Here is a 12,339-nt window from a genome sequence, read left to right as displayed (position 1 = left end):
GGGTTCCCACGTTCAGGAGCACACGTTAAAAGCAAAGACCCTCTCGACGAGGGGGTCGGGCGCTCAGCGCAAGAATTTGATTCGGGTCTATACGGCGACTCGTTCCTAACCAGATGAAGAGGCCGCCCTGGCCTCCGCCGATGCCTCGAGTGTGTTGCTTTCGCCGTTGACCGAGGGCATGGCGACAACGGCGACCACAGTGAGTATGGCGCTGACCAGCACGGCGATGAATACAGCGGTAGATGCCGCCACGATTGTCTGGGGATCCGAATTTCCGCCGGGAACACGGGCGTATATCGCGTTAGCGACAGCCCCGAAAACGGCGACGCCGACAGAGCTGCCGATCGAACGTGCAAAAAGATTGGTACCGGTAACTACGCCTCGCTCATTCCATTCGACGCTGGTCTGTGCGGCAATGAGGCTCGGGGTCGCCACCAGCCCCAGGCCAAGCCCGACGACGAAGCAGCCCGCAGCCACCACAAAAATGTTGGGCGCAGGCGCAGTCAGAGCAAGAACAGCTGTACTCAAGACCGTGATCGTGACACCAATCAGGGCGGTCCTCCGGAACCCGATGCGGAGATAGAAACGGCCCGCCTGGGATGCACTGATCGGCCAACCGATGGTCAGGGCAGCCAAAGCGAGCCCCGCGATGATTGGGGAGGTCGAGGTGGCTCCTTGAAGGTACGTGGGAACGTAGGAGGTGAGGCCGAACATGACCGCACCGACGCCAAAAGAGGTCATCGCCGTCGTCGCCAGCAGCCGACGGGACACTACCCACGCAGGCAGTATCGGCTCCGTTGCCCTCCTTTCGGCGAGCACAAACGCAGCGAACAGGACAGAGCCGGCAGCAAATATCGCGATACTTATGGGAGAGTTCCAGGCCCATGACTGGCCACCGCCGAGTGCTCCAAGAATGAGCAGGCTGAGGGAAAGTGACAGCAGGCCCGCCCCCAGGAAGTCCACACGGTGCTTGGCCCGATCAATATTCTCGTGGAACGAGCGAATCAGCATCCAACCCGCCAAGAGGCAAAGCGGAATGTTCACGAAGAAGATCCCACGCCAGATGCCCAGCGACGCGAACACGCCTCCGGAGGTTGGGCCAACCACCGAGGAAAGGGCCCAAACACTGGCGAGGTAGCCCTGCACTTTAGACCGTTCAGCCACAGTGTAGATATCACCCACGATGGTCATGGACATCGGCAGCACTGCTCCGGCGCCAAGACCCTGGAGAACCCGGAATGCTATGAGGGCGGGCATGCTCCACGCTACTCCGCAGAGGATCGATCCGAGCAGGAAGAGTCCGATACCGCAAAGGATAATCGGCTTACGCCCAACCATGTCTGAGAGCTTCGCGTAGACCGGCACCGAGATAGCCTGCGCCAACAGGTAAGCGGAAAAGAGCCAAGGAAAAGACGTGAAGCCGCCGACGTCACCCACAATTGAAGGAACCGCCGTCGCAACAATCGTCGAATCAATCGCTACCAGACCCGTTGCGAGCATCAAGGCGATGAGGATAGGTCCTCGCCGAGACCGAAACCCGACGCCCTCAGAAGTCTCTGTCGTCATGCAAACTCATTTCCTCTATCTCCAGGCGCCGTTCGGGCCCGAAGAATTCTCCGAACGATGATGGCCGTGCGATAGTTGTTTTCGCTCAGATTCACGCTTGTTTAAGGCTAGTACCAGGCGCATCGCCAGGCCATAGCCATCCGCGTCAACAACCCTCGAATATGCGCCACCCAACTTCTGGTCCGAGCTCTGCCCTGTCCGCGGCAGCGTCCGGGTGGGCAGAGTCGGCGACAGTTGGCTGAGGGTCAGCGTGTGAGGTCTCGGCCCTTGGTTTCCGTCAGGAAGAACACACACACCGCTGTGATGACCCCGGCCACCACCAGATAGAGCGCGACGGACCAGGAAGCCAGCGTTGCTGCGTACAGGGCCGTTGCGATCAGTGGCGAGAACCCGCCGCCCAGGGTCTGTCCGAATTGGTAACCCATCGAAGCACCGCTGTACCTGAATTTGGTAGCGAAGAGCTCACTGATCAACGAGGCCAGCGGGCCGTAGATCATACCGGCCAAGACAGTGCCACCTGTCATTGCCACCGTGATCAATACAGGGTTCTTGGTGTCAACCAGGGCAAACATGGGAAATGCCCAGAGAGCGAAGGCAATCCCCCCGGCGAGTATGACGGGTCGACGACCCACCTTGTCGGAGATTGCTGAGCTGACCCAGTCGCTAAGGCCGTAGAAGACGAAAGCGATGGTCAGAGCGATAAGGCTTACGCCCGCATCAAGCTTGAGGCCGATGGTGATATAGCTGAGCAACCAGGTCACGAGGATGTATGCGAGCGTGCCGAATCCAAAACTGATCCCCGCTGCGAGGAGAAGCTCCTTGGGGTTGGACCTCATGACTTCCAGGATGGGTTTGCGGGTGGTCTTACCCTGCGCCTCTGCGGCTTTGAACACCGGGGTCTCTTTCAAGCGCAGCCGAATAATCAGGCCCGTCACCACGAGGATGATCGACAGCAGGAACGGGACCCGCCATCCCCACGCTTCGAAGGTCTCAGCAGGCATGAAACTCAAAGCGAAGAGCACGCCGGTGGACAGCAGTCCGCCGATCGCGGAGGATGCCGGAATTAACCCTGTATAAAAACCGCGCCTTTCCGGCGGCGCCGTCTCACTCACCATCAGAATGGCGCCACCGTACTCGCCTCCGAAGGAGAAGCCCTGCACAAATCGCAGCATCACGAGGAAAATGGACGCCCAAAAGCCGATTGCTGCGTAGGTCGGAAGTAGCCCGATGGCAGTGGTCGAAAGGCCTGCGATAAGCAGCATGGCCACCAAGACCCGTTTCCTGCCATGCAGGTCGCCAACATGTCCCGCTACCAAACTGCCAAGAGGCCGGGCAATGAAGCCGACGGCGTAGGTGGTAAACGATGCAAGTAGTGCTGCAGTCGGGTCGAAGCTCAGGAAGAACAGTTTTCCGAAGACCAGCGCGGCCACCGATCCGTACAGGACGAAATCATATTGCTCGATGATGTTGCCAACGACGCTACCGGCGACAGTACGGCGCAACAGCTTCTTCTCTTCTGGTCCGAACTTTCTGGTTTCTGCGGGTAGGACGATAGATGCGTCCTTCTCCCCGATCGATTGATTTGTCAGCAGGGCCTGGGACTTCGTCGTCCGCATAAGTTCTCCTGGGTGTTTTCGCCGGCGCAAAAGCGTAGCCGGGTTGCAAGTGGGTCCGGCCTGAAGATTCTCTTCATCGATCAGGTCGGTATGCCGACGCTACTTCGGCCCAACATGCGGCGTCAAGGAAAACTTTCGCGCTAAGTATCAAGCTCTCGTATTGCGATACTTCAGTTTTTGTCTTGGAGCAGTCTCGACCGCAGGGCAACCCTGGTCAAGGCATCCAAAGCCGCAGCCGGGTTTGCGATTCGTAGGCTTTTCCCTGCGGAAAGGACACGAGCTCGAATTGCATCCCCCACGGGGCCAGGAAGTAAACCCAACGCTGCCCCTTGCTCGCGCCGGAGCTCAGGGTCGGGTCCCCAAGCACCTGGATGCCGTGACCCTTGAGGTAGTCGACAGCTACATCGAGGTCCTCTACGTAGAAGGCGAGGTGATGACCTCCGATGTCGCTGTTGCGGGGCTGGTCCAAGCGTTGATCCGGCGAGGAATAGTTGAAGACTTCAAAATTGGATCCATTGAAGCAGCGGTAGAAGCGTATTTCCACCAGCGTTGCCTCCGGATGGACGTTGAGCTTGGTCCGCATCAACACGGGATCCTGCGGGTAGGGCCCCAAGGAGTAAACATGCTGACATCCAATGACTTTAACGAGGAATTCGTGTGCCTGTTCCATGTCGGGCACCGTGAATCCAACGTGGTCTGTCCCACGGATGCCCGGCAGCCCGCTTCGTTCGATGGGGGCGTTTTGCTGTTCGGCGTCCAGGTTCATCTACTTCTCCAGCCGCATGTCTCTAGCGATCAAATATCTCTGGGTGATCAAGCAGCGCAATGCGGGTTTTGCGGACGTGCATCGCCAGCAGTTCCTCTGCAGAGCGGATGTCACGCCGGCGGATTGCTGCCACGAGGAGCCGATGCTCCAAATTCGTGTCTCCGAGCCCCTCGGGACCGATCAGCTGTACGTACGCGCGCCGATAATGCTGGGTGGTATTCCAGAGTCTCTCGACCATCTCCAACAAGGTTGGCATGCCCGCATCCTGAAAACTCAACAGGTGGAACTCCCGGTCGAGTTCAACGAAGTCCTCCACCACGGTGCAATTTTCCATCTGCTCCGCCAGCTCGCTGAGCCGATCCATGGTTTCGGCACTGACGCTGTCAATGGCCTGCCCCAACGCAAGCGGCTCAATTCGTTCGCGAATCAGATACGTCTCCTGGCACTCAGCGAGGTTCATTGAGCTGACCCAGGCACCCGAGGAGGCGACCAGCGTGACGAGACCATGCGATTCAAGAATGCGCAACGCTTCCCGAATCGGCAGCCTGCTCACGCCAAACTCTTCCGCAATCTGCTCCTGGCGGATCCTCGTGCCAGGTGCGAGATCGCCGTCGAGAATCCTCTGACTCAATTCGTTTGCGATGCGCTGACTTGCAGCACCCGACTTCTTCAACAGAACAGCTTCGATGGCCATAGCTACAGCATACGGACTCAGCGGCAATGGATCCATTCGATGATGTTTGGCGTGAAAAACGTGGTCGTATGCATTGCATTGGATCCATTCGCCCCTCTATGGTTGTACGAACGCCTCAAAGCCATTTCACGTTCGCCACCTGGGAGCCATAGATGTCAACCACCACGCCTTTGACCTACTCGACAGAGTGCACAGAGCTGCGGACAACCCGTAAAGACTGGGATGAAGCAGCTCCGGAGCTGCTCGAATCCATGCTGGTGCAGATGCACACCATTCGAATTTTCGAGGAAATTGTCCTGCAGCTGGCAGGTGAGGGCCTCGTACACGGCCCCGCCCACTCCAGCATCGGTCAGGAGGGTGCCGCCGTGGGATCCATTCTGGCGCTGAGGGGCGCCGACGGCGTCAACGGCACGCACCGAGGCCATCACCAATTCCTGGCAAAGGGTCTTGCTTACCTGTCCCCGAACGGCATGTCGATCATCGACGGGATAAAGAACGACCAAGTCACGGAGTTCATCCGACGAACGATGTCCGAGATTTTGGGTCTCAAAGCCGGTTTCAGCGGTGGTCGGGGCGGCTCAATGCATCTGCAGTGGCTTGAGGCCGGAGCGCTGGGTACGAACGCGATCGTGGGTGGCGGAGTGCCGCTTGCCGCAGGCAACGCCTGGGCACAGCGCCATGATGCAGAAATCCACGACGGCGACGGGCCGGCAGGCGGCATGGGGGTCACCGTGACCTATTTCGGTGATGGCGCCTCAAACATAGGCTCGACTTTGGAGACGCTGAATCTTGCCGCTGCCTGGCGCCTGCCACTGTGCTTCTACATCGAGAACAACCTGTATGCCGTTTCGACCCATGTTGCCGACGTGACCGGTGAACCTCGGCTGGCGGCCCGTGGCCCTGGCTTCGGAATCAGATCCTGGCGCGTGGACGGGATGGATCCCCTCGCCGTCTACCTTGCCCAGAAGGCAGCCGTGGATCACATGCGCGCGGGCAAGGGAGCAACCCTCATCGAGGCGGAAACCTACCGCTATTTCCATCAGAACGGCCCGTTCCCCGGTAGCGCCTTCGGCTACCGGACGAAAGAGGAGGAGAAGCAGTGGCGTGATCGCGACCCGCTGGCCAAGCTGGCCGTCGAGATGACCCGGCGCGGACTCCTCACCGATGAACAACTGAGCGATCTCACCTCGCACATCACAGAGCACATCACCCGGATTGTGGACGGAATTACGGAGAAGGACCCGGAAAGCACCAAAGGCGCCCGCCGCATCCGCCCGACGCTTTGGCCCGATCCCACAGGGGTGGACACGGACATCAGGAGCGAACCTGCGCTGACAGGATCAACCTCCGGAGAAGGCACCGAAACCGGCACCGAGGAGCGCCGCTTCGTAGATGCAATTGCAGATGTACTGGGGCGCCGGATGGACGTTGACCCGGGTGTGTTGGTCCTGGGCGAGGACGTTCACCGGCTCAAGGGCGGCACCAACGGGGCAACCCGCGGGCTGAAGGACGCCTATCCCGACCGGGTCCTTGGGACGCCTATCAGTGAGAACGCCTTCGCAGGCCTGGCAGGCGGACTGTCCATGACAGGGCGCTACAAACCAGTTGTTGAGTTCATGTACTCGGACTTCCTGTGGGTCGCCGCTGACCAGATTTTTAACCAGATCGGCAAGGCACGGCACATGTTCGGCGGCCAGTCCGCGATGCCCGTGGTTCTGCGCTCCAAGGTTGCAATGGGAGCAGGTTATGGCTCCCAGCATTCCATGGACCCGGCAGGTATCTTCGCCAACAACCCGGGCTGGCGAATCGTAGCGCCGTCAACTCCGCACGACTACATCGGCCTGATGAATACTGCGCTGGAACTCCAGGACCCGGTGCTTGTGCTTGAGCACGTCGACCTCTACGGGACCAAGGGAGACATACCCGCTGGAAATCTCGACTACCAGTTGCCCGTTGGCAAGGCTGCCGTGCGTCGCGCAGGCGAAGGCGTCACCGTACTGAGCTACCTGAACATGGTGGACGTTTCCCTCCGGGCTGCCGGGCAGCGAATGGATCTCGATCCCGAAATCATTGATCTCCGGTGGCTTGACCGAGCCTCCCTGGACTGGGACACGATCGGCGCCTCAATCCAGAAAACCAACAACGTCCTGATCGTCGAGCAAGGCGCCCGGGGCACCTCATATGGCGGCTGGCTGTCCGACGAGATCCAACGCAGATTCTTCGACTACCTCGACCAGCCCGTTCAAAGAGTTACGGGCAGGGAAGCGGCGCCGAGCATATCGAAAGTCCTTGAGGCTGCCGCCAATGCCGATATCGACGACGTCCTTGCCGGCTTGGACGAAATAGCCCGCAACCTCGGCCGTTCCTGAACCGGCTCCCATCAAAGGATATTCACCATGGCAACCATCATCACCATGCCGGCCGTCGTCGCAGACGCCACCGAAGCAGCCCTCCAGGACTGGCTCGTGAAAATAGGCGACACGATCGCCGCCGGACAGCCCATCGCCGAAATTGAGACTGAAAAGGCCACTGTTGAGCTACAGGCTGAGTTTCCGGGCACCATAGGAAGGCTGTTAATACAGCCTGGAACTTCCGTAGGTGTCGGTGAGCCCATTGCCGTCCTCGTGGAAGCCGGGGAAGATGAGGCGGCCATCGACAAGCAGATCGCCTCCGCTGGCGGCGCCTCGCACAGCCTTTCAGAGCACCTTGTTCCGGCGGACACTGAAGCCCCAACAACCCGGGATCCGCGGCGTGGGGCTCCGGACTCCAGCCCTGAAGCGTCCAGCAAGAATCAAGGACCGGGCTCGCGCATCTTCGGGTCACCCCTGGCCCGAAAGCTCGCAAAAGAAATGGGGATAGACCTCTCAGCATTGGAGGGCTCCGGACCCAACGGCAGGATCCTGCGCGGGGACGTTGAAGCGGCCGGAAGGCATCAAGCAGTGAGCTCACAGCCCGTCCCCGAGGCGGAAGAACCCGCTCCCCCGATGGCTTCATCGCAGACGGGAGCGCAAAACTTCCAGGACGTACCACTCTCCGGCATGCGCAAGGCCATTGCCAGGCGGCTGACCGAGTCCAAGACCAGCGTTCCCCATTTCTATGTCTCCATTGACGTCGAAATGGACGCGCTCCTGGCCTTACGCAAACAGATCCATCAGGACATGCCCGCCCAGGGACAGAAAACGACCGTCAACGACCTCGTTCTGAAAGCCCTGGGAGGCGCCCTCGTGGACGTGCCCGCTGCAAATGCTTCCTGGCAAGGCGACGCCATCCGCCGCTATTCCACTGTCGATGTCTCCGTGGCCATCGCGACCACGGACGGCCTGCTGACACCGGTGGTCCGCGGCCTGGAAAACCTCTCCCTCAGCTCTGTGGGCAGGCTGATGGGTGACTACAAAGAACGTGCCGCCGCCGGCCGGATCCGGCAGCAAGAACTCGACGGTGGGTCCTTCAGCCTCACGAACCTGGGCATGTACGGAACACGGGAGTTCTCGGCCATCCTGAACCCGCCCCAGGCAGGGATCCTGGCCGTCGGTGCGGCGGAACAGCGCGCCGTGGTGCGCTCCGGCCAGTTGGCAGTTGCCACGGTCATGAGCTGCACCCTCTCCGCAGACCACCGTGTTATCGACGGCGCGGTGGCAGCCCAGTTGCTGGCAGCATTCAAGGCGCGCATAGAGAACCCCCTCAGCATTCTCCTGTAGTCCCATCCACCAACTGAACCGTGTTGCGCAAAGACGCGGCATCCAGCGAAAAGGTCCTATCCATGACTCAAGTAACAGCCGAGCACGACGAATTGCAAGAGGCCGTGCTGCAGCCATCCCTCAAATCCGCTGGCCATATCATCGTTGATACGCTGGCCGCCCATGGCATCAAGCGGGCGCATGTGGTGCCGGGCGAGAGCTTTCTTGACGTTCTTGACGGGCTCCACGGCTCCCCCATCGAAACCATCGTTTGCCGCCATGAGGGTGGTGCCACATACATGGCCGAGGCTGATGGGAAAATGAACCAGCTGCCGGGGATCGCGATGGTTACCCGTGGACCCGGCGCCGCCAATGCCCATGTTGGACTGCATACAGCATGGCAGGACTCAACGCCCATGGTTCTGTTCGTGGGGCTGATCCCCTTCGCCCATAGGGACCGCGAGGCCTTCCAGGAATTCGATATCAAAGCCTGGTTCGATACGGGCGCGAAGCGTGTGATGGTCTTGGACAACGCGGCACGCGCTTCCGAAATCGTTGCCGAAGCCTTGTTCGCGGCGATGAGCGGGCGCCCCGGTCCCGTCGTTGTTGGCCTGCCGGAAGACGTTATCCGCCAGCAGATCCCCGCGGAACTCCATCCAGCCATCCCTGTCGCCACCGGCGGAATGACCACTGTGGACGCCGCCGCGCTGGCCGATGCCTTGGCCGCATCCAGCAAGCCACTGTTTGTGACAGGTGGGAACGACTGGACCCAGGAAGGCGCGGACCAGCTCACGCGCTGGCTGGAAAAGCACCACATCCCGGCCGCAGCTGAATGGCGCACCGAAGGCACCATCCCCTTCGATTCGGCGTCCTACGTAGGCCCCATCGGCTACGGCCGGCCCCGACCCACCTATGATCTGCTGGAAGAAACCGACCTGCTGATCTTTGTGGGCACGGTTCCCGGGGATGTTATTACCAACGGATTCCTCTGCCGCCAGGACTGGGCAAAAAAGAACTTCCTTGTCACCATCGACCCCTCGCTCCGTGGCCGCTCGGGTCCGGTCTCCTACCAAATCCTGGCCAAACCGGACGTCTTTATCCGTGACCTGGCAAAGATAGATCTTCCCGTCAAGGATGAATGGGTGAACTGGATGTCGAAAATGCGCAGGGAGCAGGAAGCCTTCGCCAGCCTGCCCCCGGCGACGCCGTCGGCTGGCCCCGCACGGATGGACACCCTGATGGCCAACCTCGTCCCCACGCTGCCTGCTGACGCCATGGTGACCCTCGGTGCCGGGGAGCACACCAACTGGGCCCACCGCTACTTCCCCACCCAACGTTATGCCTCGATGATCAGTGCCCGGAACGGTTCCATGGGATACTCGGTCCCCTCCGCCATCGCCGCATCCCTGGAATACCCAGGCCGGCGTGTGGTGACCATTGCCGGTGACGGCGAATTCCTGATGAACGGCCAGGAACTCGCGACAGCCGCCCAATACGGCGCCACTCCCTTGGTCATCGTCATGGACAACCAGGAGTACGGCACCATCCGCACCCACCAGGAACGTCACTACCCGGAGCGGGTGTCAGGGACCCAGTTGAAGAACCCGGAATTCGCGCTCATGGCGCAGGCCTTCGGCGGCTTCGGGATCAAGGTGGAACTTGATGCTGACATTCCTGCAGCCATCAAGGCTGCTCTGAAAGCCATAGACGAGGACCGCGTGTTTGCGCTCATCCATCTGGTGGTTGAGCAGAGAGTCAAAGCCTACTAACCACCCATCCGCCATCGGCTCACTTGAGCCGCTCCAACCCTCAACTTTTAAGGACTTCCCTTCATGACAGTTTCTGCGCTTTCCCCTGCCGTTTCATCTGAACGCGAAGCCGCGCTCCTCGCGTCCGTGCCTACTGGCTTGTTGATCGGTGGGCAGTGGCGGGATGCGTCCGACGGCGGCACGTTCGAGGTGCACGATCCCGCCACCGGGGAGGTGCTCGCCACGCTCGCCTCGGCGACCAGCGAAGACGCGGTCGCAGCGTTGGATGCCGCCGACGTGGCCCAGGCCTCCTGGGCACGGACCGCGCCGCGGACCCGGGCCGAGATCCTGCGCCGGGCCTTTGACTTGGTGACTGAACGGGCTGAGGACTTCGCTTTGCTGATGACCTTGGAAATGGGCAAACCCCTGCCCGAAGCACGCGGCGAAGTGACGTACGGGGCTGAGTTCCTGCGTTGGTTCTCCGAAGAAACCGTCCGCGACTACGGCCGGTACCTCACCACCCCCGAGGGCAAGAACAAGATCCTGGTCCAGCACAAACCCGTCGGACCCTGCCTGCTGATCACCCCGTGGAACTTCCCGCTGGCGATGGCCACCCGCAAGGTCGCCCCCGCCGTCGCGGCCGGCTGCACCATGGTCCTCAAACCCGCCAAGCTCACACCGTTGACGGCCCAGTACTTCGCCAAGACCATGCTCGACGCCGGCCTGCCCGCCGGAGTCCTGAACGTCGTCGCCTCCTCCAGYGCGTCSGGCRTCTCCGGGCCGYTGYTGMAGGATTCACGGYTGCGGAAGRTCTCCTTCACCGGATCMACCCCYGTCGGGAAGCGGCTCATGGCCGACGCSGCACAGAACGTCCTSCGCACYTCCATGGAGCTCGGTGGGAACGCCCCGTTCATCGTGTTCGAAGACGCAGACCTCGATGCCGCCGTGGAAGGCGCGATGGCCGCGAAGATGCGGAACATGGGCGAAGCCTGCACCGCCGCCAACCGCTTCCTCGTCCATTCCTCGGTCGCTGCGGAGTTCACGGCCAAGTTCGCCGCCGCCATGGGCGCGCTGGTGACCGGCCGCGGAACGGAAACCACCACGCAGGTTGGTCCGCTGATCGACGCCGGGGCCCGGGAGGATGTGCACGCTCTGGTGAGTGCCGCCGTCGACGCCGGAGCTGTTGCAGTTACGGGCGGTGCGCCCGTGGACGGACCCGGGTACTTTTACCAGCCCACCGTCCTGGCGGATGTTCCGAACGACGCAGCGATCCTGGGCCAGGAGATCTTCGGACCCGTCGCCCCCGTCACCACCTTTACCAGCGAAGAGGACGCCATCCGCCTGGCCAACGCCTCCGAGTACGGGCTCGCGTCCTACCTCTACAGCAAGGATTTCAACCGCCTCCTACGGGTTGCGGAGCAGATCGAGTTCGGCATGGTCGGCTTCAACGCCGGCGTCATCTCCAACGCCGCAGCACCCTTTGGCGGGGTCAAACAATCCGGCCTCGGACGCGAAGGCGGCTCCGAAGGCATCAACGAATACACCACCACCCAATACATCGGCATCGCCGACCCCTACGCCCGCTGAACGCCGGAACACACAGAAGCGCTTGCCGGCCCCTGTAGAGGGAGCCGGCAGGCGCTTTAGTGTTGGGCCAGACAACGTTGGTCCAGGGAAGGCAGTCGCCGCAGATGCAGTGACTACCGCGAGAATTCTGTGGGCGGGCTGTCCACCCAGTCCAGGTAGATCGGGTCCTCCGGGTGCCAAGCTCCCCAGTGTGAGACACGAGGGACATTTACGACGTCCCAATCCGAGTTGATGGGCCGGACGTCGATCCAGTCCCAGACGCAGGTCCGATGAAGGATCTTCCACACGCCATCGCGCTTCTCGCACAGATCGCGGTAGCGGCCTGCCTGGAACATTGTTACTTCGGGCTCTTTGAAGGGGACAACGCAGATGAACATGCTTTCGCGCTTCGCCCGATTGCCGTCGATCTCGGACAAGACATTGGAGATATGGTGGCTGCAACTGTGGATCTTGTCGTGCCAGGTCATGGCTGCATCGGCCCACCCATGGCCGTTTCCGACGTAGCTGCCGTGATCATCGAATGAATCAGGCCAGTAGGTGGATTTCATCAGCTCGCGGTCGTGCCGGTCCGCGCCCCTCGCGTACAACATCAGATTGTCGTGGAGGGCTTGCTTGTCATACAACTCAGTTAGTTGAGCATCTGTGAGAGACATATATCCAGACTTTCTACTTCAAACGTCAGGCA

The 12,339-nt window shown here is 60.9% G+C and carries 9 protein-coding genes; 4 read left to right on the top strand and 5 right to left on the bottom strand.

The window, feature by feature from the left end; all coding sequences use genetic code 11:
- Positions 1-105: 105 nt before the first annotated feature.
- The 4 genes from AC1DCM_RS02905 to AC1DCM_RS02890 form a co-directional block, all read right to left on the bottom strand.
- Positions 106-1,566 (bottom strand): MFS transporter, encoded by a 1,461-nt coding sequence (locus AC1DCM_RS02905; RefSeq protein WP_477517207.1) that lies wholly within the window; start codon positions 1,564-1,566, stop codon positions 106-108.
- Between the two features lie 245 nt (positions 1,567-1,811).
- Positions 1,812-3,182: an MFS transporter gene (locus AC1DCM_RS02900; protein WP_477517206.1), complete on the bottom strand. Its 1,371-nt coding sequence runs from the start codon at positions 3,180-3,182 to the stop codon at positions 1,812-1,814.
- Between the two features lie 214 nt (positions 3,183-3,396).
- Positions 3,397-3,948 (bottom strand): VOC family protein, encoded by a 552-nt coding sequence (locus AC1DCM_RS02895; protein WP_477517205.1) that lies wholly within the window; start codon positions 3,946-3,948, stop codon positions 3,397-3,399.
- A 22-nt stretch (positions 3,949-3,970) separates the two neighbouring features.
- Positions 3,971-4,642, bottom strand: a complete 672-nt coding sequence (locus AC1DCM_RS02890) for a GntR family transcriptional regulator (RefSeq protein ID WP_431115068.1) — start codon at positions 4,640-4,642, stop codon at positions 3,971-3,973.
- Between the two features lie 152 nt (positions 4,643-4,794).
- On the opposite strand from AC1DCM_RS02890, the gene AC1DCM_RS02885 reads away from it, so the two are divergent.
- The 4 genes from AC1DCM_RS02885 (at position 4,795) to AC1DCM_RS02870 (ending at position 11,654) form a co-directional block, all read left to right on the top strand.
- Positions 4,795-7,011, top strand: a complete 2,217-nt coding sequence (locus AC1DCM_RS02885) for an alpha-ketoacid dehydrogenase subunit alpha/beta (RefSeq protein WP_477517204.1) — start codon at positions 4,795-4,797, stop codon at positions 7,009-7,011.
- Positions 7,012-7,038: 27 nt separating this feature from the next.
- The gene (locus AC1DCM_RS02880; RefSeq protein ID WP_477517203.1) at positions 7,039-8,340 is read left to right on the top strand and encodes a dihydrolipoamide acetyltransferase family protein; all 1,302 of its coding nucleotides are present in this window, start codon (positions 7,039-7,041) and stop codon (positions 8,338-8,340) included.
- Between the two features lie 62 nt (positions 8,341-8,402).
- Positions 8,403-10,088: a thiamine pyrophosphate-dependent enzyme gene (locus AC1DCM_RS02875; RefSeq protein WP_477517202.1), complete on the top strand. Its 1,686-nt coding sequence runs from the start codon at positions 8,403-8,405 to the stop codon at positions 10,086-10,088.
- A 63-nt stretch (positions 10,089-10,151) separates the two neighbouring features.
- Positions 10,152-11,654: an NAD-dependent succinate-semialdehyde dehydrogenase gene (locus tag AC1DCM_RS02870; protein WP_477517201.1), complete on the top strand. Its 1,503-nt coding sequence runs from the start codon at positions 10,152-10,154 to the stop codon at positions 11,652-11,654.
- Between the two features lie 113 nt (positions 11,655-11,767).
- On the opposite strand, the gene AC1DCM_RS02865 is transcribed toward AC1DCM_RS02870, so the two are convergent.
- A complete protein-coding gene (locus tag AC1DCM_RS02865; RefSeq protein WP_442015619.1) occupies positions 11,768-12,307 on the bottom strand; it encodes a nuclear transport factor 2 family protein in 540 nt (179 codons plus the stop codon).
- Positions 12,308-12,339 lie beyond the last annotated feature (32 nt).

The organism is Paenarthrobacter sp. 10N417, assembly GCF_056394745.1.
The sequence above is the reverse complement of the archived record's forward strand: the minus strand, read 5'-3'. Positions and strand labels throughout refer to the sequence as shown.

Excerpts from the sequence above, each read along its gene's own strand:
- AC1DCM_RS02905 (WP_477517207.1), bottom strand. The coding sequence starts at position 1,566 with ATGACGACAGAGACTTCTGAGGGCGTCGGGTTTCGGTCTCGGCGAGGA.
- AC1DCM_RS02900 (WP_477517206.1), bottom strand. The coding sequence starts at position 3,182 with ATGCGGACGACGAAGTCCCAGGCCCTGCTGACAAATCAATCGATCGGG.
- AC1DCM_RS02895 (WP_477517205.1), bottom strand. The coding sequence starts at position 3,948 with ATGAACCTGGACGCCGAACAGCAAAACGCCCCCATCGAACGAAGCGGG.
- AC1DCM_RS02890 (WP_431115068.1), bottom strand. The coding sequence starts at position 4,642 with ATGGCCATCGAAGCTGTTCTGTTGAAGAAGTCGGGTGCTGCAAGTCAG.
- AC1DCM_RS02885 (WP_477517204.1), top strand. The coding sequence starts at position 4,795 with ATGTCAACCACCACGCCTTTGACCTACTCGACAGAGTGCACAGAGCTG.
- AC1DCM_RS02880 (WP_477517203.1), top strand. The coding sequence starts at position 7,039 with ATGGCAACCATCATCACCATGCCGGCCGTCGTCGCAGACGCCACCGAA.
- AC1DCM_RS02875 (WP_477517202.1), top strand. The coding sequence starts at position 8,403 with ATGACTCAAGTAACAGCCGAGCACGACGAATTGCAAGAGGCCGTGCTG.
- AC1DCM_RS02865 (WP_442015619.1), bottom strand. The coding sequence starts at position 12,307 with ATGTCTCTCACAGATGCTCAACTAACTGAGTTGTATGACAAGCAAGCC.